This window comes from Pseudomonas hydrolytica, from assembly GCF_021495345.1.
Taxonomy (GTDB): Bacteria; Pseudomonadota; Gammaproteobacteria; order Pseudomonadales; family Pseudomonadaceae; genus Aquipseudomonas; species Aquipseudomonas hydrolytica.
The window spans coordinates 2493241-2519890 of the sequence record NZ_CP099397.1 but is presented as its reverse complement, the minus strand read 5'-3'; the positions used below and the strand labels follow the sequence as shown (position 1 = coordinate 2519890).

The window sequence follows — 26650 nt, the reverse complement described above, 5'->3', positions numbered from 1 at the left end:
GGGATGAGTGATGAAAGTTCTGTTTCTTTGCGCCGCCAACAGCTGCCGCAGCATCTTGTCGGAGGCTCTGTTCAACCACCTCGCTCCGGCGGGCATGCAGGCATTCAGTGCCGGCAGCCAGCCCAAGGGGGAAGTGAATCCACTGAGCCTGCAGGCTTTGCAGCGGGCTGACATCGGCACCGACGGACTCTTCAGCAAGTCCAGCGATGTGCATGCGCAGCTGTCCCCGGATTTCGTCATTACGGTCTGCGACAAGGCAGCAGGAGAGGCCTGCCCGGTGTTCTTCGGCCCAGCGATCAAGTCGCACTGGGGGCTGGTCGATCCGTCCGAGATGGACGGTAGCGCAGAGCAAATTGAGGCAGCCTTCGACCACACCCTGACAACCATCCGCACACGCGTTCAGGCCTTTCTCGCATTGCCGTTCGAGCGCCTGAGCCCAGAGCAGCTCAAGGCCGAGCTGGCACTGATCGGCACCCTGGGAGCTTGAGCATGAGCAAGAGTCGTTTGTCCTTCCTGGATCGCTACCTGACCCTGTGGATCTTCCTCGCCATGGCACTGGGCGTGGCTCTGGGCAGCCTGTTCGAGGGCTTTCCGGTCTGGCTGAACAGCCTGTCCGTGGGCTCGACCAACATCCCAATCGCCATCGGCCTGATCGTGATGATGTATCCGCCGCTGGCCAAGGTGAAGTACGAGGAGCTGCCGCAGGTGTTCAGCGACAAGCGCATCCTGGCTTTGTCACTGATCCAGAACTGGGTGATCGGCCCAGTGCTGATGTTCGCCCTGGCAGTGATCTTCCTGCGCGACCAGCCCGAGTACATGACCGGTTTGATCCTGATCGGCCTGGCCCGTTGCATCGCCATGGTACTGGTGTGGAACCAGATCGCCGGTGGCAACAACCAGTACGTCGCCGGCCTGGTGGCCTTCAACAGCATCTTCCAGATCCTGTTCTTCAGTGTGTACGCCTGGATCTTCCTCGGCCTGCTGCCGCCACTGTTCGGCCTGCAGGGCAGCGTGATCGAGACCAGCTTCTTCGATATCGCCGAGTCGGTGCTGATCTATCTTGGCATTCCCTTCCTGGCCGGATTCCTCACCCGCAAGCTGTTGATCGCGCGCAAGGGTGAGGCCTGGTACAGCGAGCGCTTCATTCCGCGTATCAGCCCGCTGACCCTGGTGGCGCTGCTGCTGACCATCGTCGCGATGTTCAGCCTCAAGGGCGACATGGTGCTGCAACTGCCGCTGGATGTGCTGCGCATCGCCTTCCCGCTGACCATCTACTTCGTGGTGATGTTCTTCATCAGCTTCTGGATGGGCAAGCTGCTGGAGGCTGACTATCCGCGCACCACGGCGCTGGCATTCACCGCGGCCAGCAACAACTTCGAGCTGGCCATCGCGGTGGCCATCGCCACTTTCGGTCTGGCCTCGCCGGTAGCCTTCGCTACGGTGATCGGCCCGCTGGTTGAAGTGCCGGTATTGATCTCGCTGGTTGGTGTCGCCTGGTGGCTCAAACGCCGCTGGTTTGACGGCGCCGCCACTGTTCCCCAGGAGTAATCATGCAAGACGATCTGCTACCCAACCTGGACATCGAACTGGCTGACCTGCCGAGTCCAGACAAGCTCGGTATCGAGTCGGCTTCGACTCACCCACCCCGCATCCTGTTGCTCTACGGCTCCTGCCGCGAGCGCTCCTTCAGCCGCCTGCTGACCGAAGAGGCCGCACGCTTGCTACAACGCTTCGGCGCCGAGACCCGCATCTTCGATCCGAGCGGCCTGCCGCTGCCGGACGATGCTCCGGATAGCCATCCCAAGGTTCAGGAGCTGCGTGAGCTGATGCAGTGGTCGGAGGGCCAGGTGTGGTGCTCACCCGAGCGTCACGGCTCGATGACCGCCGTATTCAAGGCGCAGATCGATTGGGTGCCGCTGGCCATTGGCGCGGTTCGCCCGACCCAGGGCAAGACCCTGGCGGTGATGCAGGTCTGCGGCGGTTCGCAGTCATTCAACGTGGTCAACCAGCTGCGAGTGCTTGGCCGCTGGATGCGCATGTTCACCATCCCCAATCAGTCCTCGGTGCCCAAGGCCTATCTGGAGTTCGACGCGGACGGCCGGATGAAGCAGTCCTCGTTCTACGACCGTGTAGTGGATGTGATGGAGGAACTGGTCAAGTTCACCCTGCTGCTGCGCGATCGCTCTGACTACCTGGTTGACCGCTACTCCGAGCGCAAGGAATCGGCGGAAGAACTCTCCAAGCGCGTCAATCAGCGCGCTATCTGATCGAAGGAACACCTTAGATGAGTCATCCGCACGACCTGCTCAGCATCCCCGGTATTCCTGGCAAGCTGATCTTCACGCCCTGCCCAGGCACTAAGGACACCTCGCTTGAGGAGGCGCTGGCTGCGCTCAAGCAAGCCGGCGCTTCGGCGGTCATCACCCTGATGCCGCAGAGCGAGCTGGCCGCCAATGGCGCCGAGCAGATTGCCAAGCACTGCCAGGCTTTTGATCTCGGCTGGTATCACCTGCCGGTGTCCGATGAGCAAGTGCCGCTCGAAGATTTCGGCCAGGGTTGGCGAGAGTCCCGCCAGGCGATCCTCGATCAACTTCGCGCGGGCCAATCGCTGGCCATCCACTGCAAGGGTGGTTCCGGTCGTACCGGGCTGATCGCTGCACGCATTCTGATCGAGGCAGGCATCCCACGTGTCGATGCCATCGCCCTGGTGCAGGCCCTGCGCCCCAAAGCCATTCAGCATCCAGCGCATCTCAACTGGATCAACCAGTTCGACGCGACCAACTGACCACACCTTTACGCGAGACCGCACCATGACGATCAAAGTCGGTATCAACGGATTCGGCCGTATTGGCCGCCTGGCCCTGCGCGCTGCCTGGAACTGGCCCGAGCTGGAGTTCGTGCAGATCAACGACCCGGCTGGCGATGCTGCCACCCACGCCCACCTGCTGAACTTCGACTCAGTACATGGCCGCTGGCAGCACGAAGCGGGTAGCGATGGCGAGAACGTGGTGATCGATGGCAAGCGTATTCGCGTCACCGCCAACAAGGCCATCGGCGATACCGATTGGAGCGGCTGCGACTTGGTGATCGAGGCCAGTGGCAAGATGAAGACTGTCGCCGTGCTCCAGACCTATCTGGATCAGGGCGTGAAGCGCGTGGTGGTCTGCGCACCGGTCAAGGAAAAAGGCGCGCTGAACGTGGTGATGGGCGTCAACCAGCACCTCTTCGACCCGGCGCAGCACCGCATCGTCACTGCCGCCTCCTGCACCACCAACTGCCTGGCGCCGGTGGTCAAGGTGATCCACGAGAACCTGGGTATCCGCCACGGCTCGATCACTACCATCCATGATCTGACCAACACCCAGAGCATCCTCGACACCCCGCACAAGGATCTGCGCCGCGCCCGCGCCTCCGGCATGAGCCTGATCCCGACCACCACCGGCTCGGCCACGGCCATCGCGGAGATCTTCCCCGAGCTGCGCGGCAAGCTGAACGGCCATGCCGTGCGCGTACCGCTGGCCAACGCCTCGCTGACCGACTGCGTGTTCGAGGTAGCGCGTGGGACCACCGCCGAAGAGGTCAACGCTCTGCTCAAGGCAGCTGCCGAAGGCCCGCTGAAGAACATCCTGGGCTTTGAGGCGCGTCCGCTGGTATCCATCGACTACCGCACCGACCCGCGCTCCTCGATCATCGACGCCCTGTCGACCCTGGTGGTAGCCGGCACCCAGGTGAAGATCTACGCCTGGTACGACAACGAGTGGGGGTACGCCAACCGCGCGGCGGAGCTGGCCCGGCTGGTCGGCGCGGCGGAGTAATCAGCAATCATGAAGGCGTTGTCAGCCCTATCCGTGGAAGTGCGTCAGTACCTGCTGGTCACCGGTAACTACTGGGCGTTCACCCTTACCGACGGCGCATTGCGCATGCTGGTGGTGTTGCACTTCCACACTTTGGGCTACACGCCACTGCAGATCGCTGCGCTGTTCCTGTTCTACGAGATATTCGGCGTTATCACCAATCTGGTGGGCGGCTATCTCGGCGCACGCCTCGGCCTCAACCGCACCATGAACATCGGCCTGGGTATGCAGGTGCTGGCCTTGCTGATGCTGACGGTGCCGGCCGCATGGCTGACCGTGCCCTGGGTAATGGGCGCCCAGGCGCTGTCTGGCATCGCCAAGGATCTCAACAAGATGTCCGCCAAGAGCTCGATCAAGCTCCTGGTGCCGGACAACCAACAGGGTACGTTGTACAAGTGGGTGGCCATCCTCACCGGCTCGAAGAACGCGCTCAAGGGCGTGGGCTTCTTCCTCGGTGGTGCGCTGCTGGCCTTGCTCGGCTTCACGGGCGCAGTGCTGTCCATGGCGGCGGTACTGGCTCTGATCTGGCTGGGCAGCCTGGTGCTGCTGAGGAGGGATCTCGGCAAGGCCAAGGCCAAGCCGAAGTTCCGCGACATGCTGTCCAAGAGCCGGGCGATCAACATCCTCTCGGCCGCCCGGTTGTTCCTCTTCGGCGCTCGCGACGTGTGGTTCGTGGTGGCGCTGCCGGTGTATCTGAGCACCGTATTCGGTTGGGACTTCTGGCTGGTTGGGAGCTTCCTTGCCGCCTGGATCATCGGCTACGGCATCGTGCAGTCCTTCGCCCCCAGTATCACCGGCAAGAAGAGCGGGCACGTGCCTGATGGCCGCGCTGCTTTCTCCTGGGCTCTGGCCCTGGCCGGTTTTCCGGCGCTGATTGCTCTAGGGCTGAGCGCCGGCTGGTCGGCACAGGTGGTACTGCTGGGCGGGCTGATGCTGTTCGGTGTGCTGTTCGCGGTGAACTCGTCGCTGCACAGCTACCTGATCGTTAGCTATGCCAAGGAGGACGGGGTGTCCCTGGACGTGGGCTTCTACTACATGTCCAACGCCTTGGGGCGCCTACTCGGCACGCTGCTCTCCGGCTGGGTGTTCCAGCAGTACGGGCTGGAAGCCTGCCTGTGGGTTTCCAGTGGTTTCGTGCTGCTGGCAGCTCTGATTTCTATCGCGCTACCTCGGCACTCGACGCCAGCCTCGTAAGGGGCTGCCTAATGGCCCCCCTTTCTTCGACCCTAATTCAGCGACTAAGTGATTCGCTCACCTCTGAGCGGTCACGGCAAAGAAACGTCGGCACAGCCCGCACGTAGATCAGTTCAGCAACCAATTCGACCAGGGTCTGAGTGATTACTGCGGCGGCGGCTAGGACGCGCAAATCCTCAGGCAGCGCCAGTGCTAGTGGCAGAACCACCAGCGAGTTGCGGGTCGAGGAGCTGAAGGTCACCGCTCTTGCCGCGCCGGCAGGAAGTCGAAATGCTCTGGATACCCAGGCACCGATGATCGGAGCCAGGAAAGCAAAGGCGATATAGACCGGTAGCACTGGGGCAAGTCTGTCGAACTCATTCACCACGGGCGCAATCTGTGAGCCGACCACGGTGATCAACACTGCCGCCATTGCCGGCACTGGTAGCCAGGCCCAGGCGTCAGCCCATACCTTCACCGCAGCGGAGCGTTTGACTAAAGCCTCAGTCAGCAAGGCCAGGATCAGTGGGGCCACGATCAGAGCTAGAAAGGCTTCAACGAAGGGGCCTATCGACACGACCACTCCAGAGGAGCCGCTCAGCATCAGGCTGAGGTAGAGCGGCAGCAAGGCAAGCTGGAGCAGCAGCAAAATAGGGGTCGCTGAAAGGATCAGGCGAGAATCACCTCGGCCAATATGGGTGAACACCACCACGTAGTCGATGCAGGGGGTGAGCAGTACCAGCAGCACGCCGATCAGGATGGCCGGCTGGCCTTCCAGGAAACGGGTCAGCGCCCAAACCAACAGGGGAATCAGAACGAAGTTGGCGATCAGGAGCGCTGCCATGAAGAATCTGTTGCGCAAGCCTTCCCGCAAATTCAGTAACGGAATTTGAAGGAACATTGCATACATCAATACAGCGATGGCGGGCGTAACCAGGGCCGACAGCCCCTGAGCTGCGGTCGGAGCTAATAGCCCACCAATCGCCGCGACAATCACTGCCACGAAGTAGATCGGTACTTGGTTCTGCTCTAGTGCATCTCTCGTCATGGTTCCCTCAAGATCAAACTGCAAAGGTCTGGAGGAAACCCTGGACTCCAGGGCCCTCTCCAGCCAGGGTGGCTTTTAGTATTTTACGGCGCATCCATATGGTTGAGTCTTGGGCTGGCGATCACTAGATCGATCGTCGAGTCCCACGGAGGGCGGATCTGGTGCACCTCGGCCGAGGGCATCACCAGCTTCCACATGAAGTTTCCAAGGCTCTATGGGGCATGATCGCGCAGAGCATCATGCGCTGAACAACCAGACAAGCACAGACGCCTGTCTCATGAGGAAGACACCAGCTGCTAGAAAATCCGGCGAAAAACTTGGACGCCGACAGGTGCTCTAGAGTGGGCTTTATAGTTAATTATAGAGCGATTATAGAATCCCCCTCTGGACGTCTAAACTGATGCTGTCCGATTGCCCCGTCGCCGAGGTCAGCAGCTAGGAAAAATCAGTCAGAGCGGCGTCGTACTGGGAGCGGGCTCAACGGATCAAGCGCGATTCGACTGAGCGCAGATTGCATCAGCCATCCACTCCGGCATAGATCCTTGTGCCGACGTTAACGCCAGCCATTCGCTATCGGGCAGCAAGGCGTGAAGTTTCGCCGCGGCCTGCATTGCAAAGGGCGCGTCGATCCATGCCAGCGCTCGAGCTGCATCCCCAGCCAGCGTCGCTCCAAGCGACATTAGCCATGCCGGCGCGCACCTGATTTCAACCTGATAAGCACCAAACTGAAGCGTGCGGGCGTGACCATTGGTGAGGAAAATTTCGCGCAAAGGCATCTGAGTCGTTAGACCTAGCGCATTCGCTACATAAGCCCCGTGCCGAACAATGACTTCGTTCGTGACAGCTGCTAGCGATTGAATAACCTTGTAGGGTGCTGGAGGACGGAAGTCAGGTGGACCGAATTTTGTGGCTATTGGCATCACATAGATCCCGTGCGAGACCCTGATCAGGCAGCCACGTTGCACCAAGCGGGACAGACATCGCGATACGGCAGCACGGCTCCCCAAACTCAGGAATCGTTCCGGGGTAAGCACTTCTCCCTCTGGAAAGCGCTGACTAGTTTCCAGGATCAACTCGTTAAGTCGTTTCATGCTGACTTACCGCCAATGGGCTAGAAGCATCACCTCTGCGTCCATGGAGAGAAATCTCTCTGCCAGCCCAACCGCTCCCGGCACAATCAGGCAGAACACATTGAGGAGCTATAAACCTGATGTTTAGCTGCATCCAGCGTGTGCCCACATTCTCTCTGAGAATACGTATGGCCTGAAGCTGTAGTGAAGTCATAACCCAAGATTCGCTCGTCCTGGTCATAGACCCTGACCAGCTCTATGAGCCTCTCCATCGTCCAGTCATTGGATCCATTCAGACGGGCTGGCAGTACAACCTGGACCGCTTCGATCAGCGTCCCAGCTGCGCGCCTCTTCAGCATGTCTTCGAGCTCTTCTTCTGAGGGAATGAGAAGCATCGTTCTCCATGCTGATGCCTTCTGGCGCCGGTTGATCATCACGTAGAACCAAGGACGATGCTCCTCGAATTCGACGAATCGCCACATTTGGGTGCCCTCTCCCAGCAGCGGCGGATACGCGATTTCAGCGCGCCTGTACGTGATAAACATCAGCACACCCTCTTTTAAGCTATATATAGCATAGCCCCAGAGGCGCTAAAAAGGCTTCATCGTTCCTTTTGCGAGACAGCAAAATGGAACTCAACGAAGCCCTTGGTCTGGTGATCAAGAATCTGCGAAATTCGAAGGAGCTGCCTCAGGAAGGCTTGGGGCCCAGCCAGAGCTACATCAGCGCGATCGAGCGTGGCAAGTGGAAGCCATCCATCGAAAAGGTTGAGCAGATCGCCGAAGTGGTCGGCATTCATCCTCTGACCCTGCTGGTTCTGGCATATCAAAAGCAGACGCCTGGACTGAAGCCTGATGAGCTGCTGAAAAAGATCCAACGAGAAATCACGAGCCTAAAGGGAAGCCGGTGAGAGATATACCTAGATGAAGTCCGTGCAGGTGGTAATCGAAGACTGGGATGGCGATGGAGCCATTCGTATCCCCGATGAGGTGCTCCAGGAGCTGGGTGTTGACGTCGGAGACAGCCTCTATCTCATCGAAGAATATGTCGGCTCCGCCCGCTGTATCGTGCTCAGCAACTCGCCGCAGATTCCAGATCGTATAGATGAGCTTGTGAGCATGTGGGACGGTTCCGCTTCGAAGCCCCCTGCGAAATAACCTAGTTTCACGACGCCCTGACAGCTATCCTATACGCGCAGCCCAAGAGCTTCCTCTCCCGGGCGTTGTACCGGTGATGAAACTTGGTTCGAGGCGGCCCCTAAGGCCGCCTTTATCATTTCTGGCCGGCAGAAGTCGGAACGAACTCTTTGAATGTGGAGCTGAAGACTGGTCCCATAGTCCCCAATGGCAAGGTCTCCGATTGTTCTTCTATCCTCCCGGCCAGGATTACGTCATCTCGCGAAGGGAAGTGGCGCAACAGAAACTTTGCATCGTCCCGCACCTGCTCGGGCAGGCTGCTATCCCGCGACAACTTGACGAGGAAATCCCGGGTTTGTACCACCGCGCGTGAGCGCTCATCTGGCATTGTCATTACCATCTCCCCCAGAAAGCCGGATGCAGTGAGTTTCACCCAACTCGGTCATGATCACCAGCACCTCGTTGACAAGCGAAATTACCCTTGCACGCCAATTAGCTCGTCCCAACAAGTTGTATAGCGCGGGCTCAACATGTCACGTCGCATCGCCCGCTTCGGCTTCTTCGACACTCGGCCAAAACGCACAGCGTCCCGCCCTTCCCGCTCGTTGATGCTGGATCACTGCCATCAGCTTTTCGGCACCTGGGCGCGGCCCCGAAGTGAATAGGTCTGAGGTCACCTCTCCGCGCTGGCTCAGACCCGCCGGCGGAGTACGCCTGGATTCATGATCGGTGGCCGCTGGTGACTCCACTGGATGCAGAGCTCCGCTGCCAAGGCCTGCTTGAAGATGACCTTCAGTCAGGCCGGCAGACCATGCTCGATAGCAAGCAACACTTGGCGTGCAGCCCGCCCACCGACCTCGGTGCTCAGCAGGGAAACGGGCTGCAGGTTTCCTAACGCGATATTAGGCGACGTGAGCCAGCGAGTCGCTGCGGCGTGATCTGCCTCCAGCACGTTGATCAGCACGTCGGCCAAGTCCGCGAGTCGGCAAAACGCATCGCCCTCAGCAGGGGTCATGAGGGAGGCCTCCGGAACCTTTCCGATCCAGCCTGCTACGGTGCCGGAATCAACATCCAGCACCTCACCCAGACGAGCGGTTAGCTCAGCGGGGAGTCCCGCCTTGATCGCTAGGTGCAGGTTGTAATGGCTCTGGGGCAGTCCAATTTGCTCAATAAGCTTCTTCATCATGACAACCCTCTGGTGAGGTCGACGGCTCAGTTATCTGCCGTGCCGGGGCCTCCGCTGCCTGCGAATGCCTGATGCGCAGAAACTCGCTAGGGAATGGCCATCTTGGATCATTACCCTGTCGAAGGTGTTGAAGACTCCCTCCGACTGGAATATGCGGTCAAGAACGGCGTCCGCCAATTCAACTCGGCGGCTAGGCTCATTCCAGTTGTCATAGATAAGCAACCAATTCTGATCGAATCGGGCGTAACCATCTGCTTTCTTAATCTTCTTCGACACGAAGTATGCCATCGCTTCGGCCCAGCTCTCGGCGCCATTGCCGCACCATGGCTCACCGGGTTGATTGTCCCGTATCAGTTGGCGTTGGGCTTTGGCTGTGAGCTTGTCCTCGCCCACGCCGGCCCTGCGCGGAAAGAAGATGGCGATATCGTCATCAGGTGTTCGCCACAGATGCGGTTCTGTCTCGCGCAACCGATCCATGCTGGCGTTGTTACTGGAAACGGCCTCGGTGATTTCGATCCCAATCGTTAAGTTTGCGCACTGAAGTTGAATATCTGGACGGTCCGAGTGAACCACCTTGATCGGCTGCATCTGTTCGGGGCAGTCAGTCCGAAGCATCCAGATGATTGAGTAGATCTCGGTATGGTCCGAAGACCTTCCTTCAGAACGAAGCGGAACGTCAGTCACTATCCTTCCCAGTTGGCGCTTGCGCTTGCGTCGGTCAGGGGCAAGCTCAAGTAGAAGATAGGGCTTGTGGAACACCGGACTTTTCATTAGTTGGGCTCCGTTCAGCCTCTTGGCGCTGTTAGTTTGTGCAAATTACTACTACGGCTCGAGAAAGCGTGGGATCGATTTGCTCCCTGTTTTCAATAGTTACCTCCGGGCGAAGCTCAACCCCTCTAAGCGCGACAAGATCATATTTTAGCCGCTTCGCTTCCCTCCCCTTGAAATCCGGTTTTGCGACCTCACTTGATCTCAAAGAGCCAGTACGCATCAGCGATCCAGATGCCTTGAGGAGGCCTAGTGGGAAAACAAGAAAAAGCCAATCCTGCCACCGGTCGTTACGACACTGACGACGTGACAAAGCGCGTCGTGTGGACCCAGGCTGCTGGTCATTGTGAGCTGTGCGGCACCGACCTCATGTACGACTATCGTGCAGGAAAGCCCATGAAATGGGGCGAGGTAGCTCACATCCTGCCCGCTAGCCCGAAGGGCCCGAGAGGCAAAACTGACCATAATGAAGCCAAGGCCGAGTCGCTTACCAATGACCCGGCTAATCTCATGCTTCTCTGCCCAGGCTGCCACGACAAAATCGATCGCGATGCTGACGGATACCCGGAAAGCGATCTAAGTGGCCTGCACCAGGCTTATCTGGAGCGAGTCCGGCTTGCGGCAACCACGCCTGACGGCGGCAGAGCCATTCCGCTGATTGTGCAGAGTCAGCATTTCGCGACGATCAACGATATCCCTATTCGTGATCTGTTGGTTGCGATGTCCGCAGAGGGACTAACTGCATTCGATCATGCCATCAAGATTACTTTTCCGGCCCCCAGTCATCGTGGCAGGGATGCCCACTACTGGCAGAGCATCCAGGACAGCGTTCAGCACGAGTTAGAGCAGCAGCTAAGGCGTCGTGGAGGAGCCTATGGGGACTCCCCTACGTTGGCCGTGGTGGGATTGGCAGATATCCCAGCGCTGATGATGCTGGGACAGTCCTTAGGCGATCGCTCCAAGCGCCTGCTCTTCTCGTTCAACCGCGAGCATCAGCTACGTTGGCCTAATCAGTCAGCTGAGCCACCGGAGTTTTTGTTCCGCCCCCCTGTGGATGGGGATGGCCAGCTTGCACTGGTGCTGTCTATCTCCGCTCAGGTCCCGCTTCGCGACGTCGAGGAGGCACTACCTGGCGCACGTATCGCAGAGTTAAGCATCCCAGAACCGAGTTACGCGATGGTTCAGAACCGTCGCGTGATTCACGCTTTTCGCGACGCCCTACAAATGCACTTGAGCCGACTTGAGGCCGCGACGGCGGACACAATTCATGTGTTTGCAGCCATCCCAGCTGCGTTGGCAATTGAATTCGGTGCCTTGCTTACCACGCAACATCGGCACCCTTACCTGATTTTCGATCGAGACAAAGACAACCAAAACAGGTTCACGCCAACACTACAGTTGGGCCGCCCGGCCCAGGAGATCCGCTGATGTCCATGAGCAATGAACAGACCAAGCGCGGGAGCTGGGAACACTTTCTGCTCCGCGCAGCACGGGAGATCTCGCTGTCGGAAGCACAGTACGAGAAGATCAGCGATCGATACTCCCAACTGCAGAAAATCCTTAATGCATCCAGCGATCCGCTACTGGCAGGAGCACATATTTTTCCTCAGGGCTCCATGCGCCTGAAGACGACGATTAAACCCGTTTCTGGTGCTCCCGAGGATCTGGACACCATCGATGCGGACGCGATCATTTGGCTTCCCCATGCTCAGGGGGCGGACGCTCAAGCAATTCTGGAGGCTATCGAAGAGCGATTCAGAGCCGGCAGCCGCGTTCAGGAAGAAATCAAACCGCTGCGTCGCGGCATCCGGATCGTCTATGCCGACGAAAACCCCGGCTTCCATATTGATGTCACGCCAGCGCGTGCCATCAATGGGAACTCTCAGGGCAATGGCGAAGGTAAGCTGGAAGTGCCAGATCGGGAGACAGGATGGAAGGCGAGCAGCCCCATCCCCTACTCTAACTGGCTGCAGGTCGCTTCTACCCAGACGATCTCCTTCGAGGAGCACCTGGCTGTCGCGAAAAGTCAGCGTGCCTTTGATGCCGCCACTCAGGATCCGTTGCCTCAATATGAGGAGTACCTCGATCAAGACCCACTTCGGGCGACGATCAAGCTGCTGAAGCGGCATCGGGATGAGTGGGCCATTCGGACCAAGAATGAGAGCTTCCGGCCTATTTCAGCAGTCATCACTACACTCGCCACTCATGCCTACCTGGACGTGGCGAAAGAGTCTCAGTCGAGGCCGCTAAGGCCGCTGGACGCGATCCTCGAAATCGTCCGGAGGATGCCAGATCACGTCAAACACCGCGGGAACGAATGCTTGGTCTGCAACCCCGCCGACAGCGGTGAAAACTTCGCGGAGAAATGGAATAGACCGAGTGAAGGACATCGCTACCGCCGGGCGTTCCAAGACTGGCACTCGAATGCCAGCGCATCCGTGTCAATGGGGCTTGAGAGCTTCGAGTCCGCAGAGGCCTTTGCCAAGGCAGTTCAGGAAAACTTTGGCATCGGCCCTGCCTTCATCTCGGCAGTGAATGGCGAGATTCCGTCCAACTGGACGATGCCAGGCCGCCCGGATGGAACCACCCGAAACTCCACATCGATGGGCGCACTGTTTGGCGGTGTCAGCGGAACAGCGAATTCACAAGAGGATGTGAAGCCAGTTGGGCGTCTTGGTTGATCAGATGGAGACGCCTCTGCAGCGGGGCATAGCCGCGCTGCGAGGCGCTCTTGGCGAAGATGCCGCACTTGCACTGCTTCAGCCTGCGACCACACGGGCTGACGAAGCTGCGAGTTATTACTTTCCTTTGCCCGTTGACTATACGGGCACAGAGCGTCGGCTACGTATTAGCTTTCCGAGGAATTTCCCCCGCGGCGGATTAAGGCTTACTGTCGAACCTTCGCCATGGCTTATATGGCCCCACGCCATGGACGTCGGGCTTTGTCTGCATGGCTTCCAAGAGCGCCCAGTGATGGGCACCCCTGAATACGTGGTGTCGGATAGCCTTGCTCGGTTACGCAAGATCGTGAGCTTGTCCCAAATGGGGTCATGCGCGGCTGCCCGGGAAGCCGAATTTCGGCGCGAAATCACATCCTACTGGTCGAGGCAGCAGGGGCTGTCTCTACAAAACCTTATTCTTCTGGATCGCCCTCAAGCTGCCTCGAAGCTGTTTGGTCTAAGCGATCCTCGACAAGCGTTGCCGTCCGGCCAGGAAACAGTCTGGCTCGCAACAGATCTGTCATCACTGAAAAGACACTGCAGACGCACGATTGGCAGATCCCCCAGGATGCGTGCTCCCGAGACGCCAGGCTTCTACGCAAAGCTTCAGAGTTATCCGAACCTGCGCATTCCGGCCCCTGAGTTAGTGCTCACATGGCTCATTCCACACCTTGCTCCTGGCGACAGCGCGCAGCTGCTGGCTTGGTTCAATGAGCGTGGCTCACTACCTAACCGCTGGATCGCTTTGGAGCTTCCGGGAGATGCCGGTGCTCCGATCTACTGCCTTAACGTTCGCGCGTACGGCCCGCAGTTGGATCGAGGATCAAAGTTTTACCTGCGTTCAGCTCGGCGCCGGCCAGCAGTAGCAGTCAGCCATCCCCCAGTTCTGATCCGAGCAACGACCCTGGATGTACTGGATCGGACAGAGATTTTGTCCCGTGACCTCAGCGGTGTGGCGCAGAACCTGGAAGCGGCTCGCGTAGTTTGTGTTGGAGTGGGCTCGTTGGGTAGCACGGTTGCCCTACAGTTGGCACGCTCGGGTGTTGGGCATCTGACACTCATTGACCCGGATTACTTGGTGTCGGCGAATCTCGGCAGGCATGTACTCGGGGCCGATGACCTAGGCCTGGCCAAGGCCGAAGCGCTTCAGGAGCGAATTCGCAAAGACCTACCTACCACGGAGGTCGCTGCGTTCGCAGACTTCGCTGAAGTGGTGATGTACCAGAATCCCGAAGTATTTGATAAAGCGGATCTGGTCGTAGTTACCACTGCGGATTGGCAGTCAGAGGTGGCTCTGTGGAGCTCCAAGTCGAATGGCACATCCTGGGGTCTACTCCAGGCCTGGAGCGAACCTCATACGCAGGTGGGGCATGTGCTCCTTGCCCCATCGGGTGCATTTGATGCTCGAGGCCTATTCACAGAAAACGGTGAATTTAGGCACAAGCTCACCGAGTGGCCGGAAGGTGGCGTTGTCGCCCTTCCCGCCTGTGGAGAGAGTTTCATCCCAGGAGGTTCTCTGGGAATGGTGAACATTGCTTCAATGGTCTCTCAGGCCGCATTACGAGCATTGAGCGGCGGCACCGGAGCCCCAATCTGGGTCAGCAGCATCAATGGCCCCCACGACGTGGCGACGCTGGGAGGGCAGTATCTGGGGCCTGAACTACCTGCTGGCATGCAGCAAGCTCAGTTGGAGCGCGATTGGCCGGAGCAGCTGGAGACAGCTCGATGACGGCAATCGCCTGGCAATGGAGCTGGCCCGGGGTGGACACTCATCTGTTGGTATCGCAGGACGTTGCGAACCTGTTGGAGCGCTATCGGCAGAGGCGCTTCGATGTGGAGCGTGGGGGACAGCTATTTGTCGACCCCGCAAGCGCTGCCGGACTGGTACTTGCCTTGGCGACTCCTCCCCATCGAGATGATCGGGCTGGAAGAACTTGGCTGGAGTTGAATGCCCACCGCTGCCGAGATGAAATTGAACGAGCCAATGCTGCCGGGCTCCGACTGGTGGGGTACTGGCATACTCACCCGCAAAGCATTCCTATGATCTCCCCCACTGATGTCGGGAGTTTTTCCAGGTTTGCAGCGCGCTACACGCGAGATCTGCCGCACCCGCTGGCAATCATCGTGGGCAACTCCAGCAGCCCTGAAGGCATAAAGGCTTGGTCCTTCAGGGAGGGGCGTTATGTTGAAGCTGCATGGGGTAGCTGGCCAGGTTAGCGGTTACACCCTTCTGCCAGCATTAGCGCAAAAAGCTCCGCCTGAAATCGTGCGTCGTCCAACGCGTTATGGTTGGGTGCGCTTTGGGGGTTGAGCCGAGCTATCATTTGCGAGGATTTAGTTTCCTTCCAGCGGCATCCGGTAACCCCCATGTAATACGCCTTCATGTCGAGTGCGGTGAACCCAAAGGGGTTCGCCCCAGAATACTTATGGAAGTAGTAGTTGATGAACGACCAGTCAAACGGGGCATTCAGCCCCACGAAAACGACTTTCTGATCTGCCGAACATAGCTGGTTCAACCATTGCTCCAGCTTGAGCATCGCCGTCTGTGGGGCTAGTCCTTCGTTTTCGAGCTTGGTGAGGTCAAGGCCAGTTACGGCGACAGCCTCCGGATCGTGCTGTAGGCCGTCTGGCTGGAGCTCGAGATAGATTGACTGGGCGGGCTCTGAGACGACGCAAGCGCCGATGGAAAGCAGGCTATAGATGCCCGGTACCGGCCCGGAAGTTTCTACGTCGACGGAAACATAAAGCTCATCGCTCACCATTTCACCCCTTTATTTAGTCCAATCCATTCGGACAGTATGCGGTGAGCTGCATAAGCCGAACACCCACCCCCCATGGAGACGTCAGCGTCATGGACAACGCTCGTGATCGTATTACCCAGGAAATTGTTGAGGCCGAGGACCTTAAACTGCTGGCGGCAGTGGATACCTATGGCTACCAATGCCCTGGTTGCCAAACTCAGGCCTTCCCGCGCTCCTACCGCCCGGAGAACTTGGTTCGGGCTCACTTTCAACTGCGCGACCCTCACGTCTCAGGTTGTGAGGTGGAGGGCGAAATCAAGGTTATAGCGCAGGGCAAGCGCGGCAGTGTTCAGCAGGAGTTGGAGACCTCGCCAGGTTTATCACCCGCCCGGCTGCAGCTGATTGAAGACCGTACAATCGTCGATCCTGCGCTACCTCACACCGAGTCTCAGACACAGAGCGTCAGGCGGTCGGATGGAGCCACTGGCCTGGTGCGCCGAGAGGGACGACGCGCAGCAAACAGTATTCGTCCTATCTGCCGCGCTTTTTTGCGCTTCCCCTTCGATAGGCATCTTTCTTTAGCCATCCCAGGTATTGCCCCAACGACCTATCAAACCGCCTTCAAGAAACTTCGGTCGAAAGGGTTGGAGCCATGTCCTAATGCGCGTGTTTTCTATGGAGAACTGGCCTGGACGCCAGCCGCTGAATCGCCCGAACACTTGACCATTTCACTCAACGCGGGCGAATGGGAGGAAAAAAAACTAACGCCTTACCAGGTGGTCGTCCTTTGGAGCAAGTGGTCAGCAGCTGCCCGCGGGCGACTGAAAAATGAGCTGGAAATAGCCCGCCAAGAGAACATAAAAGCCAAAAAAGACAAGCAGGCATCCCGCAGTTACCTCTTCTTTGTGGGTGCCCAGGATGCCAAGAACCCTGCAATTTTCCATGTGCTGGACCATCGACTCATTTGCACCGCACATGACGAGCTGGTGTTCCCAGTGCGCAGCTAGGTGCAGATTGGGGTAGCGGAAGGCGGTCTTATGGCAGTCCCTCGGGCCAGTTTGAGATGTGTTGTAGCGCACTCAGCTGCCCAGGGAACACTCCTGTGCTCTCCACATAGCGCAATGCGGATTGGCCATCGCTCCAGCCTACGTACTGCATCAGCGCTTTGAGATCCCAGCCGCTGCGGGTGGCCCAGGTGGCAAACCCGCGGCGCAGCGAGTGGCTACTGTACAGCTCCGAAGGCAGCCCTGCCGCCTGCAGTACGGCGCGCATGAGTGGGACAATGCTATTTGGGTGCAAACCCTGCTCACCTAAATGCCCCCAGCGATCAATTCCACGGAATACCGGCCCACGCGCGATGCCCGCCACGCTGATCCAGTCGACGTAGGCTTGTACTGGGCACAACCTGGCCAACGCCGGCGCGCTGAAGGTCTGGCCCTGGTTGTCGCGGTCGCCTTTGCTCCACGGCAGAAATAGTTGCATCCCCTCCCCGGCCCGCACCTGGATGTGCTCGACTTGCAGGCGGCACAACTCATCACTGCGGAACGCCCGCCAGAAGCCAATCAGAACCAGTGCACGGTCGCGGCAACAGCGCAGCAACCGCGGCCAGTCGTCCTCCGCTCGTGCTCTCCCCTCGGCCTGCTCCAACCACAGCACACACTGCTCGAGCTGGCGCAGCTGCAAGGGTTCGGCCTGCTTCTCCTGACGCGGATGCAGCGTACGGATGCCTTTGAGGACCTGACGGACCAGTGGGGTCTTGGTTGGATCCGGAAAACCCTGACTGACATGCCACTGCGCCAGGGCTGCCAGGCGCAGCTTGAGCGTGTTGCTGGACAGCGTGGCGGCGTGGTCGACCAGGTAGCGCACGATGGCATCGCTGGTCGCCGGCAAGAAGCCACCCCAGGTCACCTCGAAGTGCTCGAGCGCCTGCTGGTAGCTGCGCCGCGTGTTGGCGCGGGTGCCGGCCTGCAGGTACCGCTCAATCTCCTGGCTCATCTGAGCTCATCCCCTTGGTGTACCGGTGAGCGACTGCCAAACGACGAAAAAGCCGCTTCACCTTGGATAATTCGTGATTACCCAATTCTAGATCACGAGCGGAGCAGAGAGAAAATATTTGATAAAGTGCTATGTATCTACATGGTACATACCACAGAACGAAATCGTCAGGAGTTCCACTTATGGCCCGCGGCGGCATCAACAAAGCGATCGTGCAGAAAGCCAGGAATGCCCTCCTCGCCCGCGGCATTCATCCCAGCATTGATGCGGTGCGTATCGAGCTGGGCAACACCGGTTCCAAGACCACCATCCACCGCTATTTGAAGGAGCTGGAAAGCGTCGAACAGGCTATCTCCAGCGATGTGCTGAGCACTACGCTAACTGGCCTCATCGAGCAGCTTCTGGATCAATTGAAGCAAGAGGCTCAGCAGTCCGTGGCCCAGGCCCACAAAACGCTGCTACGCGAGCGCGCGGCAGTACATCAGCAATCGGCCGTGCTCGAGGCCAGGATGCGAGACCTAGAGTCACAGTGCTCAGGCCTGACTCTACAGCTGCAAGCGGCCCAAGAGTTGACTCTCCAGGAGCAACAACAGCGCCAGGCCGTAGAAGTCGATAACGCCCGGATGGTGCAATCCCTGCAGGATCTGCAGGTGCGAGTGCGGGAGCGCGACGAGCGGATCCAGTCGCTCGAAGACATGCATCAGCACGCTCGTGATGGCATGGAGCATTACCGCCAGGCCAGCAAGGAGCAGCGTGAGCAGGAGCAGCGCCGCCATGAAACCCAGACCAGCCAGCTTCAGGTCGAGATACGCCAGCTGCAACAAACGCTGATGATCAAGCAGGACGAACTGACTCAGCTGAATCGCGACAATGCAAGGCTGGTCACGGAGGCACGGCAGCATCAGAAAGATCAGCATGCGCTGGAGCAGCTCCTCGCGCTGAGGGACCAGGCTCTGGAGAGCGCTCAAAGCACTCTGACCGATATGGAGCACACGAATGACACGCTTGAGCGGCAGTGTCAGGCTCTGCGGGGGGAAGTGGCGCAATTCGATGAAGCCTGCACAGCGCAAACACAGCAAGTACAGAACCTGCAAGAACGGCTAGCCGAAATAACTGACCAATTGAAGCTACTCGCGAAGGTATCGCCGCCAGAGAATGAATTAGCGCCTTAAAAGAGCGAGTAAAGGCGACTGCCGCCCTAGGGGGCTACCCGCAACAGGAGTATCAATGCCAACGAAAGACGAACTACGAGAGATTCTCTCACGCAAGGCAGAGGAATATGAAGGCGCCGGCGGCGAGGTTGTTCTCTATGCCGCGCAAATTGAGTCCAGCAAAAAGCCCTGGAAGAAGAAACCGAGCCTGCTTGATGAAGCTTTCCAGCGTGAGCTTCAAAAGTCGGAGAAGGAATGGTGCGACAAGATTGCGAACAAGCCCTGAAACTCTATTGTTGCTGGTGAGCCGAATCTCCCAGAGAATGGCCATCAAACGCCCCGTCTCGAACATATCGATCTTGTTGCAGCTGGAGGTGTCTATCCAGAAGCGGAAACCTCCCCATAGGCACATATCCAAGAATCCGTCGAAGAGCCTGATAGCCCACCCTGTCGACAGATGGAAATGCTGCAGCCAGATGGATATCTCTCGGCAAAACTACGCCACTCCGTCCATCCTCAAAAATCTTTGTAATTAAACTGTATCTCGAAAGAGGAAGGGCATCGAGCAATATCGCGGCCAGTACGAAGCTTCCGATTCGACTAGAAGGGTCGGCAGTAGATGGGCCGATTGAGACGCTGTGCTCTAGAGAAGTAGGTGCGGCGAATCGAACACCTTTCTCTATATAAAAGTTAATTCGCGCCGCCCCTCCCCGACCATTGCGATAAGGAGCTTGAAGAAAAATACCAAACAACTTATTAAATAGTTCCTGCTGAATGGTGCGTTCGCCGCCAACACAGTTGATCATGGAACTCTCAACTCTAGAAACAGTAGCAGACCAGAATCCCCCTCCGCTCCACCCTACATTAGCATCTCCTCTTGGGACAGAATTACAAATATTAGCAAAAGCTTCCCAGGCCTTCGAATACCTTGACGCATCATTCAGCGACTCTAGATGCTTTCCGTGCATCATACAAATCGAGGAATGCGCATAACACCAGCTCTTTCTCCACATCGGCAATCGACCATTAGCCACATCAGCCCGAAGGCAATCTGGACAGAAAAAACGACGATATCTCCAATCAACAACATCGCTTCTTTTGAACGAAAAAAACTGTTCAAAATTTCCATGAAACGAAACATTCATATTTCGAGCGAAGCGTTTGCTGGCCTCTAAATAATCAACATCTGGATCAATAGATTTAATTTCCAGCCCCTCCCACCAACTAGTAGGTTTCTCAGAAAGTCCAATGCGCTTGAAATTCTGAACATGGCGGCTGACGCTGCAGCGAAATAGCCACGAAGAAAGTGTTTCGTCAACACCCGCAGCAGGCAGGCCAAAAAATAGCATGCCTAGTATCCCCAAGGATTCATATTCGCTCGCTGCAACATATCTATGTTCACCTGCTCGACCCCTAGTTTAATCGCATAACATGCAGCACTTCTGATTATTTCAAGGGTTTTATCCATTCGACCATTTGTGATGGACAATATGGCCTTTACCATCGTTTCGGAGTACAAATGAGATGGTTGCTTTAATGGCAGAGACTCTTCGATTTCGAACAAAAAAGCCCTAAACTCCTCGTCCTCATTCCAATCTTTTAGGATTACTTCATGGAAGCGCCGTTTAAACTCATCATTTGATCGCAGAGCATTTCGAGCGCTTACCGTGCCAAAGCAGAACAATTTCAAACCATATTCTGAGCCAAGCAGCTTTTTCAAAATGGACATATTAATTCTCTGCTCTTGCTTGGAACGAAGCAGCGCGTCGTGAAATTCATCTATTACCACGCCCCATATCTTCCTAAGTCGAATCACTTCTCGAATCTCGTTTGGAAATTCTGATCCACCTTTGGCGCCGCTCCCAGGCATGAGGGGAATGCCTAAAGCGTGGGCAAATTCAGCTCTCAGATTCTTCTTTACATGTAGCTCGGGCGACTCAGCCATGGAAATGAATATCAGACCATCGCTACCGTTAACGCGCTGCGGTATTTTGGATATAATGGCGGTCTTTCCAGACCCACCAGGTCCAACTACAAGTAGGGCAGGCGCACTAAGCCGATCAGGTACGGCATGGATGTTGTTCATAATGCGAAAAACAGCTTCGCTTGAATTATTATCGATCCAGAGTTCTTGCTGCACGGCACCGATCCGAGTGTTGATGTCCGCATGTATGAACGTCTGTACGTCGAGCCTAACATGATCGCTATTCATTTCCGCCCTCACGAGTGAAGCGTTTAGGAGTAACCGAATAGTCTGGTTTCTCTGGAGACTGTCTAGGTAACAGGTTGTCGACAATAGGCCGCGGATATGCCTCGTGATACTCTTTTTCGGCAGCCTGCTGGCGCCTAGCCTTTCGTGTCAGAGAGGCACTTTGCTTCTCAATATTCTGTTTTTCTCTATAAGCTGAGCGCCCAATATCATCATCAATTGCCCCGAGTCGTACAGGAAGCCTGAAGAATTTGCTCGCACGGTACTCCTCGAAGCTTTGCGCATGCAAAGTTAAATCGGAAAGACGAATAGAGCAAAATCTACCACTCAACTTTACCCATATCTCATCTAAATTAAACGGATCAAATTTAACTATAGCGCTGGCGGTGCCAACATGTTCCGCCAAGACCGGATCCCAATAGATGTTGCCATGAAGACGGACTCCGTACGGATTGATCATTCGGGTTTCCTCAGGCATAAAGTAAAGCCTAAGTTGTTCGGGGTCAGGAATTCTCGGCGGGTACGGAACGCCTCCATTCGGAGCAAAATACTCCGTCCATGCTTGTCGAGGACTAGTGCCAAGCTCGCTATGAATAGTTGAGTGGTATACCGTAACTTCTTGTGCGAACCACCGCGAAAAATCAGAAAATGTCATAGTGGCGGCTTTATCGCTATCAATCTTTCCGCGCGCCACCGCATTAGACATTGTTGTCCCTTTCAACAAATGGACCTTCGTTGTCATAAAGGTTCCGATCAGTGACTCAACATGCCCACCATAATGCTTTTTCCCGATCGGTCGGTACTCTGGATGAATATCAAAAGCAGCGCATCCCGCCTTAAACTTCGGGCTTGTAAACTCCGCAGCATTATCCATGTGCAAAACTTCAGGCTTTCCATAATACGGATAATCTTCCAGCATTAATCCGACTTTATTTACAAAGATAGACTTAGGCAGGACACTATGGGTCAACGCACAAGCTACAGAAATCGCTGATGGTACGTGAAGGCTAAGGTAGTAGCCGAGAATAACTCTTGTCTTAACATCAATTAACACTGTCCACCATGGGCGTCCAATTATGTTAATTCGATCATCGGCAAGTAATATTATGTCGACCAGAGTGTGATCCATCTGCACCCATTGCAAGGGTCTATCGAGATTCAGTTTACCGGGGCGCGCGGAGTATTTTTGTGACGCCACGTCACTGCCATGCTTTGTTTGCACGCGCTTCCTTTCTGGTAATATGGCCTTCACTCGCCGCAAAACTGTATCTTTGCAGGGTGAGGGAATACCCTGCTCACTGCAGGCGACATCAACCTCAACCCAAACTTTGCTGTAACTAGCCCCTTCTGAATTATAAATCTTCTTGGTGGCTTCCTGGATGATGGTTTCAACCGCCTCGCTTAGGCGTGTAACCCCCTCTTTCATGCCTCTTTTGACAAGCACAACCGATATAGGGCCTAGCTCTTCATTGAATTTCCGATTCAACTGATAAAAATAACTTTTTGAAATGTTTAGGCCGGAGCATGCTTCAGCGATCGAGAGCTCGCCTGCTCGCCAGGCTTTGATGATATTGAACCGATCTGCCGCAAGGGATAACTGCTCGGTAGTACAATTTATTAAACTAGCCCCCAATGAGGACTCAACCTGTATTATCTCAACCTCATCAATCCTTTCAATATCGCGCCTCGCCACCATTAAAACTTCTTTAGTAGCGCATATCATAACTCTAATATTTTTGTGGCTGAATTCTTGTTGCACCCTCGCGAGTTTGCCCCTCGCCACAACAAGCTCTCCGCGATTTAATTGATCTACCACAACCTATTCTCACTCTAGTGGCACACCAGCAGGCTTAGCCGGTGCAAAGGTTATAGATATGAAGATCTAGAGAGATGTGAAAGATTAAAAGGTACAGACAGCGGTAACCCCAGTCTGTCAGCGTGAAAGGTTCGACTGAAATTCATCAAGGACTTAGATGGGATATTTAAAAAGTAGACTATAGGCAGGATTCTGCCATTTTTTGTCTACTTTTTACGCCTGCGGCGGTTTATGCCATTGTTTTAGTTGAGTTTTTGAAAATGTACTTTTTGATCAAGCGCATCACGTTTTCTAAGGACCTCTCTTCTGCCATTTCCCCTCAGCAGCGATTCGAAGCTGCCTGCCACTCATCGTAATACTGCAACCTTGTGATCCGGCGCCCACTCCAGACTCAGAGGCTTTCTTGCCTTGAGACCAATCTGGAGGAACACAGATGGAAACCCTGACTAGCCTGTTCGATACCAAGGGCTGCCCCTTGGACAAACAAAAATTCACCTGGCGCGAAATGGCTGGCAAGCCCATCAGCAAACTGGATGACGATGCCTTCACCCGCGTGCGCATCATCCTCATGAACGGCATCGAGACCGATGCCCTGCGTCTGAAGAACATCGGCGCGCGCTTCAATGGGCATCTGCGTCAGGCGCTGGCCGAGGTGCGGCGCACCGAGCAGCATCAGGCCACGATGGTCAACTGGCTGCTGTCTGCCGATCACTCGCCGCTGGAAACCACGGTGGCTTACGAACAGGTGGCGATCGAGGTGACCGCCGCGGTGGCGCAGAACGAACCCGATCCCTATCAGGCGCAGACCTATCGCTTCGGCCTGCTGGAGGATTTCGATCATCTGTATCGCTATTCGGCCATGCTCGATCGGCTCGAGGGCAAGGATGCCAACAACATTCTGCAGGGCTACACCGACATCATCCCAAGCCGACCGACCACCGTGCATCACCGTGCGCCCGAGGACGATCTGCGCGACTCCTATCAGCGCGAAAGCGCGGCCCTGATCACCAAGATTCACGCGGCGATGATCACCGCCGCCGAATACCAGACCCACGACTATTACATGACCATCGGCCCGACCTTCGCCGATCCCCTCGCCCGCCAGCTTTACGCGGAGATCGCCTCGGTCGAGGAACAGCACGTGACCCAGTACGGTTCGCTGCAGGACCCCGACGAGAGCTTCCTGGAGAAGTGGCTGATCCACGAGGCGATGGAGGTCTATGCCTACAACAGCTGCATGGAGCAGGAAGAAAACCCGCGCATCAAGGCGATCTGGGAGCGCTTCCTCGACTACGAGCAAGGCCACCTGCACCTGGTCTGCGAGCTGTTCAAGAAGTACGAACGCCGCGACCCGGCGGAAATCCTCGGCGGCTCGGTGCCCAAGCTGATCGAGTTCAAGAGCCAGCGCGAGTTCGTGCGCAAGACCCTGGCCGAGGAAATTGACCTGCGCACCAAGGGCCACGATTACGTCGACAAGAAGCACGAAGGTCACGCCAGCCGCGACTACCGCAACCACCTGAACTCCGAGGGTGTGCCTGCCGAGGCGGCTTCCGCCGGCTATCAATGGGCGCCGGGTACCGAGCTCAGCCTGAAGAACGCATCCTGAGGATTTCGCCATGCAGAACGCTACCAAGATGGGACTCAACTACACCGGCGTACAAATGTCTCCGATCGACAGCGAAGCCATGCTCAAGGCCAGCCAGGAAGTGCCGCCAGATGTGCCCGGCGACGAACGCAAGCTGGCTGTGGTGCGCAGCGAGGAAGTGGCGCGGGCCGATGCCGTCGGTTCGGTGCCGCTCCCCGGCTCGGTCAAGGGCATGATGAAGACGGCGCTGAACAAGCTCACCGGCGTCAGCCCGGAAATGCTGATCGACAAGCTGGGCGAGCGCCTGGCCTTCGAACGCACCGGGGTGCGCCTATACGAGGCACTGCTGGCCAAGGTCTCGGTGATCGAGGTGGTCGACGAAGCGCAGCTGACCACCCTGCAGCGCTTTCGCGCCGAAGAGGCCGAGCACTTCGCCCTGGTCGTGGCGGCGATGGAAAAGCTCGGCGCCGATCCCTCGGCGATGACGCCCTGCGCGGATGTCGTCGGTGTCACCGGCATGGGCGTGTTGCAGACCATCAGTGACCCGCGGACCAACCTGGCGCAGTCGCTCAACGCGCTGCTGACCGCCGAGCTCACCGATAACGCTGGCTGGGAGCTGCTGATCGAACTCGCCGACACCTGTGGCCAGCCCGAAATCGCCGAGAGCTTCTACAAGGCGCTGAATCAGGAGCAGGTGCACCTGGAGACGGTGCGCAACTGGCTGAAGGAGGAAGTCGTGCGGCAGGTATAAGCGCACAGTTAAGTAGCACGAACGAGCGGGGAAGGTGCCATGGGCCCTTCCCCGCTTTTCGTTCAGCGCCCTCTTCTGCTGCTTATGGCACTAGCTTTCGCCGCGGCGCAGCATGCGCCGCAAGGTGCCGAGGATATGGCTGTGACCGTGGCCGGCAGCGTCGCCGCCATCGGCGGCGGCCTTCTTGTCCAGACGGTTCCACAGCTTTTCGTGGAAGTAGTAAGCCACCGTATTGCAGGCAGGCTCCAGCACGGCGATCAGGCCGCCGGTGAGAAAATCGCCGGTCAGCGCATAGGCAATGCCGAAGGCGATGGAAAAGTGCAGGATGGCGAAGGTAAGAGTCTTTGGCATCAAAGGCCCCGGCACCGCGCGAGGCGGTGCCGGGCTCCGTTAGCGTTTGGCGTCCAGGTCAGGCGCCGCGGAGCGCTCGAGGAAGGCGACGGTGATCTGCGGCAGGTGATCGCGCAGCCAGTCGGCCATGGCCACCTCCTGCTTGAGGATCTGTTCGCAGGCGGTCTGGGTCTGGGCGTCGCCGGCGCGTTTGGCCGCGGCGATGAGCACGGTGTACGAAGCGATTTCCATGTTCTCGAACACGTAGCCGCTCATTGCACCCTTGACCACCTCGTCGCTGACCGTCATGCCGGCAACGGCCTGGCCGAAGGCCATTACCTTGGCGGAGAGGTCCTTGAAGGTTGAAGGGCTGCTGCCCAGGCGTTGCAGACAGGACTCCAGCAGCTCGCGCTGGCCACGGGTCTCGTCGATGTGCTGGACGATGCGCGCCTTGAGGTCCGGGTAATGTTCCAGGCGCTCGGCCTGGGCGGTAAGCATCTTCTCGGCCTGTTGCTCCATGGCATGGGCGTCGCGCAGCCAGTCCAGCAGATTGTCGGTAGGGGTAGACATGTCGTTTAGCTCCTGTCGGTCGAATTGCAGATGGCCTTGCAGGGGGCAGGCGCCCTCCTCTCACCGCTCCCGCTGGCGCAAGCACAGGGGGGCGGAAATCGCGGCTATCTGTTGGAAAAGAGAATCTGAAACAAGGCGCCATCCGTGGCGCTCGCGCTAGCTGACGCTAGCGGTTGTTGCCGCCACCTCCGTGGCTGCGCTCACCGCCCTTGCGTCCTGCTTCGGAGGCACGCTGACGGTCGTTGGAAAAGTTGCCACCGCTGGCCTGTCCGCCTTTGCGGCCGGCCTCGGAGGCGCGTTCAGGATCGTTCCTGAAATTGCCTCCACTGTTCTGACCTCCCTGACTGCCGATCTCCTGATAGAACTCCTTGTCATGGCTGGCGGACGTACTTTCACCTCCTTTGCGGCCAGCTTGTTCGACGGTCATCTTGCCTTTCTGCGTGGTCATGGAAACCTCCACTTCTTCGCGTTCAAAGGGACGGGGCCTGGCGATTGCGTTGGCCCTCACTAGAGAGGAGTGGCGCCTGCAGGGCGCGGTTCAGGTTAT

32 protein-coding genes are annotated in these 26650 nt (G+C 57.3%); 17 read left to right on the top strand and 15 right to left on the bottom strand.

Going from position 1 to position 26650, the window contains the following annotated elements; translation table 11 throughout:
- Positions 1-10 precede the first annotated feature (10 nt).
- Genes L1F06_RS11660 through arsJ form a run of 6 tightly spaced genes read left to right on the top strand, consistent with a single transcriptional unit; the run spans position 11 to position 5048 of the window.
- Positions 11-487, top strand: coding sequence for an arsenate reductase ArsC (locus L1F06_RS11660; protein ID WP_129482703.1), 477 nt, complete (start codon positions 11-13; stop codon positions 485-487).
- A gap of 2 nt (positions 488-489) precedes the next feature.
- Positions 490-1548 carry an ACR3 family arsenite efflux transporter gene (gene arsB / locus L1F06_RS11655; RefSeq protein ID WP_129482702.1) on the top strand — a complete coding sequence of 353 codons (1059 nt, stop codon included), beginning with the start codon at positions 490-492 and terminating at the stop codon, positions 1546-1548.
- A gap of 2 nt (positions 1549-1550) precedes the next feature.
- Complete coding sequence (arsH, locus tag L1F06_RS11650; RefSeq protein ID WP_129482701.1) at positions 1551-2267, top strand: arsenical resistance protein ArsH; 717 nt, start codon at positions 1551-1553, stop codon at positions 2265-2267.
- A 17-nt stretch (positions 2268-2284) separates the two neighbouring features.
- The gene (locus L1F06_RS11645) at positions 2285-2785 is read left to right on the top strand and encodes a cyclin-dependent kinase inhibitor 3 family protein (RefSeq protein ID WP_129482700.1); all 501 of its coding nucleotides are present in this window, start codon (positions 2285-2287) and stop codon (positions 2783-2785) included.
- A gap of 25 nt (positions 2786-2810) precedes the next feature.
- Positions 2811-3815, top strand: coding sequence for an ArsJ-associated glyceraldehyde-3-phosphate dehydrogenase (locus L1F06_RS11640; protein WP_129482699.1), 1005 nt, complete (start codon positions 2811-2813; stop codon positions 3813-3815).
- A gap of 9 nt (positions 3816-3824) precedes the next feature.
- Positions 3825-5048, top strand: a complete 1224-nt coding sequence (gene arsJ / locus L1F06_RS11635; RefSeq protein ID WP_129482698.1) for an organoarsenical effux MFS transporter ArsJ — start codon at positions 3825-3827, stop codon at positions 5046-5048.
- Positions 5049-5085: 37 nt separating this feature from the next.
- Here the strand turns inward: arsJ and L1F06_RS11630 are convergent, their stop codons facing one another.
- The 3 genes from L1F06_RS11630 to L1F06_RS11620 all read right to left on the bottom strand — a co-directional run bounded on the left by L1F06_RS11630 (position 5086) and on the right by L1F06_RS11620 (position 7690).
- On the bottom strand, positions 5086-6075 hold the full coding sequence (locus L1F06_RS11630) for an arsenic resistance protein (protein ID WP_129482697.1): 990 nt from the start codon (positions 6073-6075) through the stop codon (positions 5086-5088).
- 485 nt (positions 6076-6560) lie between these two features.
- Positions 6561-7166 carry a DUF6088 family protein gene (locus tag L1F06_RS11625; protein WP_129482696.1) on the bottom strand — a complete coding sequence of 202 codons (606 nt, stop codon included), beginning with the start codon at positions 7164-7166 and terminating at the stop codon, positions 6561-6563.
- An 86-nt stretch (positions 7167-7252) separates the two neighbouring features.
- Positions 7253-7690 carry a hypothetical protein gene (locus L1F06_RS11620; RefSeq protein WP_177491136.1) on the bottom strand — a complete coding sequence of 146 codons (438 nt, stop codon included), beginning with the start codon at positions 7688-7690 and terminating at the stop codon, positions 7253-7255.
- An 83-nt stretch (positions 7691-7773) separates the two neighbouring features.
- Between L1F06_RS11620 and L1F06_RS11615 the strand changes: the two genes are divergently transcribed.
- A complete protein-coding gene (locus L1F06_RS11615) occupies positions 7774-8055 on the top strand; it encodes a helix-turn-helix domain-containing protein (protein WP_129482695.1) in 282 nt (93 codons plus the stop codon).
- A gap of 13 nt (positions 8056-8068) precedes the next feature.
- Complete coding sequence (locus L1F06_RS11610; protein ID WP_129482694.1) at positions 8069-8302, top strand: AbrB/MazE/SpoVT family DNA-binding domain-containing protein; 234 nt, start codon at positions 8069-8071, stop codon at positions 8300-8302.
- Between the two features lie 115 nt (positions 8303-8417).
- Here the strand turns inward: L1F06_RS11610 and L1F06_RS11605 are convergent, their stop codons facing one another.
- The 4 genes from L1F06_RS11605 to L1F06_RS11595 all read right to left on the bottom strand — a co-directional run bounded on the left by L1F06_RS11605 (position 8418) and on the right by L1F06_RS11595 (position 10238).
- On the bottom strand, positions 8418-8669 hold the full coding sequence (locus L1F06_RS11605) for a BPSL0761 family protein (protein WP_289781961.1): 252 nt from the start codon (positions 8667-8669) through the stop codon (positions 8418-8420).
- Positions 8670-8756: 87 nt separating this feature from the next.
- Positions 8757-8849 (bottom strand): DUF4113 domain-containing protein, encoded by a 93-nt coding sequence (locus L1F06_RS25000; protein WP_353851027.1) that lies wholly within the window; start codon positions 8847-8849, stop codon positions 8757-8759.
- Positions 8850-9077: 228 nt separating this feature from the next.
- Entirely contained in the window at positions 9078-9467 is a 390-nt protein-coding gene (locus L1F06_RS11600) for an antitoxin Xre/MbcA/ParS toxin-binding domain-containing protein (RefSeq protein WP_129482692.1), read from the bottom strand.
- Positions 9468-9497: 30 nt separating this feature from the next.
- Positions 9498-10238: a hypothetical protein gene (locus tag L1F06_RS11595; protein WP_129482691.1), complete on the bottom strand. Its 741-nt coding sequence runs from the start codon at positions 10236-10238 to the stop codon at positions 9498-9500.
- Positions 10239-10487: 249 nt separating this feature from the next.
- Between L1F06_RS11595 and L1F06_RS11590 the strand changes: the two genes are divergently transcribed.
- From L1F06_RS11590 to L1F06_RS11575, 4 genes are all read left to right on the top strand, one after another.
- Positions 10488-11663, top strand: a complete 1176-nt coding sequence (locus L1F06_RS11590; protein ID WP_129482690.1) for an SAVED domain-containing protein — start codon at positions 10488-10490, stop codon at positions 11661-11663.
- A complete protein-coding gene (locus tag L1F06_RS11585; RefSeq protein WP_129482689.1) occupies positions 11663-12916 on the top strand; it encodes a nucleotidyltransferase domain-containing protein in 1254 nt (417 codons plus the stop codon). The genes L1F06_RS11590 and L1F06_RS11585 overlap by 1 nt, the downstream gene beginning before the upstream one ends.
- 292 nt (positions 12917-13208) lie before the next feature.
- On the top strand, positions 13209-14684 hold the full coding sequence (locus L1F06_RS11580; RefSeq protein WP_252576764.1) for a ThiF family adenylyltransferase: 1476 nt from the start codon (positions 13209-13211) through the stop codon (positions 14682-14684).
- Positions 14681-15172 carry a Mov34/MPN/PAD-1 family protein gene (locus L1F06_RS11575; RefSeq protein WP_129482687.1) on the top strand — a complete coding sequence of 164 codons (492 nt, stop codon included), beginning with the start codon at positions 14681-14683 and terminating at the stop codon, positions 15170-15172. The genes L1F06_RS11580 and L1F06_RS11575 overlap by 4 nt, the downstream gene beginning before the upstream one ends.
- Here the strand turns inward: L1F06_RS11575 and L1F06_RS11570 are convergent.
- Positions 15169-15717, bottom strand: a complete 549-nt coding sequence (locus L1F06_RS11570) for a 3'-5' exonuclease (protein WP_129482686.1) — start codon at positions 15715-15717, stop codon at positions 15169-15171. The two genes, L1F06_RS11575 and L1F06_RS11570, sit on opposite strands and share 4 nt — an antisense overlap.
- An 89-nt stretch (positions 15718-15806) precedes the next feature.
- Here L1F06_RS11570 and L1F06_RS11565 point away from each other — a divergent pair, with 89 nt between their 5' ends.
- The gene (locus tag L1F06_RS11565) at positions 15807-16703 is read left to right on the top strand and encodes a hypothetical protein (protein WP_177491128.1); all 897 of its coding nucleotides are present in this window, start codon (positions 15807-15809) and stop codon (positions 16701-16703) included.
- A 28-nt stretch (positions 16704-16731) separates the two neighbouring features.
- Here the strand turns inward: L1F06_RS11565 and L1F06_RS11560 are convergent, their stop codons facing one another.
- On the bottom strand, positions 16732-17691 hold the full coding sequence (locus tag L1F06_RS11560) for a site-specific integrase (protein ID WP_129482685.1): 960 nt from the start codon (positions 17689-17691) through the stop codon (positions 16732-16734).
- 182 nt (positions 17692-17873) lie between these two features.
- Between L1F06_RS11560 and L1F06_RS11555 the strand changes: the two genes are divergently transcribed.
- Positions 17874-18863 carry a DNA-binding protein gene (locus L1F06_RS11555; protein WP_129482684.1) on the top strand — a complete coding sequence of 330 codons (990 nt, stop codon included), beginning with the start codon at positions 17874-17876 and terminating at the stop codon, positions 18861-18863.
- A gap of 55 nt (positions 18864-18918) precedes the next feature.
- Positions 18919-19128: a hypothetical protein gene (locus L1F06_RS11550; RefSeq protein WP_129482683.1), complete on the top strand. Its 210-nt coding sequence runs from the start codon at positions 18919-18921 to the stop codon at positions 19126-19128.
- A gap of 4 nt (positions 19129-19132) precedes the next feature.
- On the opposite strand, the gene L1F06_RS11545 is transcribed toward L1F06_RS11550, so the two are convergent.
- The 3 genes from L1F06_RS11545 to L1F06_RS11535 all read right to left on the bottom strand — a co-directional run bounded on the left by L1F06_RS11545 (position 19133) and on the right by L1F06_RS11535 (position 22810).
- Positions 19133-20191 carry a TniQ family protein gene (locus tag L1F06_RS11545; RefSeq protein WP_129482682.1) on the bottom strand — a complete coding sequence of 353 codons (1059 nt, stop codon included), beginning with the start codon at positions 20189-20191 and terminating at the stop codon, positions 19133-19135.
- Positions 20192-20193: 2 nt separating this feature from the next.
- Positions 20194-20982, bottom strand: a complete 789-nt coding sequence (locus L1F06_RS11540; RefSeq protein ID WP_252576763.1) for a TniB family NTP-binding protein — start codon at positions 20980-20982, stop codon at positions 20194-20196.
- 64 nt (positions 20983-21046) lie between these two features.
- The gene (locus L1F06_RS11535; protein WP_252576762.1) at positions 21047-22810 is read right to left on the bottom strand and encodes a transposase family protein; all 1764 of its coding nucleotides are present in this window, start codon (positions 22808-22810) and stop codon (positions 21047-21049) included.
- Positions 22811-23300: 490 nt separating this feature from the next.
- On the opposite strand from L1F06_RS11535, the gene L1F06_RS11530 reads away from it, so the two are divergent.
- Positions 23301-24473, top strand: a complete 1173-nt coding sequence (locus L1F06_RS11530) for a hypothetical protein (RefSeq protein ID WP_003246783.1) — start codon at positions 23301-23303, stop codon at positions 24471-24473.
- Between the two features lie 10 nt (positions 24474-24483).
- Positions 24484-25203, top strand: a complete 720-nt coding sequence (locus L1F06_RS11525; RefSeq protein ID WP_129482680.1) for a ferritin-like domain-containing protein — start codon at positions 24484-24486, stop codon at positions 25201-25203.
- 90 nt (positions 25204-25293) lie between these two features.
- On the opposite strand, the gene L1F06_RS11520 is transcribed toward L1F06_RS11525, so the two are convergent.
- From L1F06_RS11520 to L1F06_RS11510, 3 genes are all read right to left on the bottom strand, one after another.
- Complete coding sequence (locus tag L1F06_RS11520) at positions 25294-25554, bottom strand: DUF2061 domain-containing protein (protein WP_003246788.1); 261 nt, start codon at positions 25552-25554, stop codon at positions 25294-25296.
- A gap of 39 nt (positions 25555-25593) precedes the next feature.
- A complete protein-coding gene (locus L1F06_RS11515) occupies positions 25594-26103 on the bottom strand; it encodes a ferritin-like domain-containing protein (protein WP_003246790.1) in 510 nt (169 codons plus the stop codon).
- A 166-nt stretch (positions 26104-26269) separates the two neighbouring features.
- Positions 26270-26551 (bottom strand): con-10 family general stress protein, encoded by a 282-nt coding sequence (locus tag L1F06_RS11510; RefSeq protein WP_129482679.1) that lies wholly within the window; start codon positions 26549-26551, stop codon positions 26270-26272.
- Between the last annotated feature and the right edge of the window lie 99 nt (positions 26552-26650).

Bases quoted from the DNA above. Each gene is read 5' to 3' on its own strand.
- L1F06_RS11660 (WP_129482703.1), top strand. From the start codon at position 11: ATGAAAGTTCTGTTTCTTTGCGCCGCCAACAGCTGCCGCAGCATCTTG.
- arsB (WP_129482702.1), top strand. From the start codon at position 490: ATGAGCAAGAGTCGTTTGTCCTTCCTGGATCGCTACCTGACCCTGTGG.
- arsH (WP_129482701.1), top strand. From the start codon at position 1,551: ATGCAAGACGATCTGCTACCCAACCTGGACATCGAACTGGCTGACCTG.
- L1F06_RS11645 (WP_129482700.1), top strand. From the start codon at position 2,285: ATGAGTCATCCGCACGACCTGCTCAGCATCCCCGGTATTCCTGGCAAG.
- L1F06_RS11640 (WP_129482699.1), top strand. From the start codon at position 2,811: ATGACGATCAAAGTCGGTATCAACGGATTCGGCCGTATTGGCCGCCTG.
- arsJ (WP_129482698.1), top strand. From the start codon at position 3,825: ATGAAGGCGTTGTCAGCCCTATCCGTGGAAGTGCGTCAGTACCTGCTG.
- L1F06_RS11630 (WP_129482697.1), bottom strand. From the start codon at position 6,075: ATGACGAGAGATGCACTAGAGCAGAACCAAGTACCGATCTACTTCGTG.
- L1F06_RS11625 (WP_129482696.1), bottom strand. From the start codon at position 7,166: ATGAAACGACTTAACGAGTTGATCCTGGAAACTAGTCAGCGCTTTCCA.
- L1F06_RS11620 (WP_177491136.1), bottom strand. From the start codon at position 7,690: ATGTTTATCACGTACAGGCGCGCTGAAATCGCGTATCCGCCGCTGCTG.
- L1F06_RS11615 (WP_129482695.1), top strand. From the start codon at position 7,774: ATGGAACTCAACGAAGCCCTTGGTCTGGTGATCAAGAATCTGCGAAAT.
- L1F06_RS11610 (WP_129482694.1), top strand. From the start codon at position 8,069: ATGAAGTCCGTGCAGGTGGTAATCGAAGACTGGGATGGCGATGGAGCC.
- L1F06_RS11605 (WP_289781961.1), bottom strand. From the start codon at position 8,669: ATGCCAGATGAGCGCTCACGCGCGGTGGTACAAACCCGGGATTTCCTC.
- L1F06_RS11600 (WP_129482692.1), bottom strand. From the start codon at position 9,467: ATGATGAAGAAGCTTATTGAGCAAATTGGACTGCCCCAGAGCCATTAC.
- L1F06_RS11595 (WP_129482691.1), bottom strand. From the start codon at position 10,238: ATGAAAAGTCCGGTGTTCCACAAGCCCTATCTTCTACTTGAGCTTGCC.
- L1F06_RS11585 (WP_129482689.1), top strand. From the start codon at position 11,663: ATGTCCATGAGCAATGAACAGACCAAGCGCGGGAGCTGGGAACACTTT.
- L1F06_RS11580 (WP_252576764.1), top strand. From the start codon at position 13,209: ATGGGCACCCCTGAATACGTGGTGTCGGATAGCCTTGCTCGGTTACGC.
- L1F06_RS11575 (WP_129482687.1), top strand. From the start codon at position 14,681: ATGACGGCAATCGCCTGGCAATGGAGCTGGCCCGGGGTGGACACTCAT.
- L1F06_RS11570 (WP_129482686.1), bottom strand. From the start codon at position 15,717: ATGGTGAGCGATGAGCTTTATGTTTCCGTCGACGTAGAAACTTCCGGG.
- L1F06_RS11565 (WP_177491128.1), top strand. From the start codon at position 15,807: ATGGACAACGCTCGTGATCGTATTACCCAGGAAATTGTTGAGGCCGAG.
- L1F06_RS11560 (WP_129482685.1), bottom strand. From the start codon at position 17,691: ATGAGCCAGGAGATTGAGCGGTACCTGCAGGCCGGCACCCGCGCCAAC.
- L1F06_RS11555 (WP_129482684.1), top strand. From the start codon at position 17,874: ATGGCCCGCGGCGGCATCAACAAAGCGATCGTGCAGAAAGCCAGGAAT.
- L1F06_RS11550 (WP_129482683.1), top strand. From the start codon at position 18,919: ATGCCAACGAAAGACGAACTACGAGAGATTCTCTCACGCAAGGCAGAG.
- L1F06_RS11545 (WP_129482682.1), bottom strand. From the start codon at position 20,191: ATGCTATTTTTTGGCCTGCCTGCTGCGGGTGTTGACGAAACACTTTCT.
- L1F06_RS11530 (WP_003246783.1), top strand. From the start codon at position 23,301: ATGGAAACCCTGACTAGCCTGTTCGATACCAAGGGCTGCCCCTTGGAC.
- L1F06_RS11525 (WP_129482680.1), top strand. From the start codon at position 24,484: ATGCAGAACGCTACCAAGATGGGACTCAACTACACCGGCGTACAAATG.
- L1F06_RS11520 (WP_003246788.1), bottom strand. From the start codon at position 25,554: ATGCCAAAGACTCTTACCTTCGCCATCCTGCACTTTTCCATCGCCTTC.
- L1F06_RS11515 (WP_003246790.1), bottom strand. From the start codon at position 26,103: ATGTCTACCCCTACCGACAATCTGCTGGACTGGCTGCGCGACGCCCAT.
- L1F06_RS11510 (WP_129482679.1), bottom strand. From the start codon at position 26,551: ATGACCACGCAGAAAGGCAAGATGACCGTCGAACAAGCTGGCCGCAAA.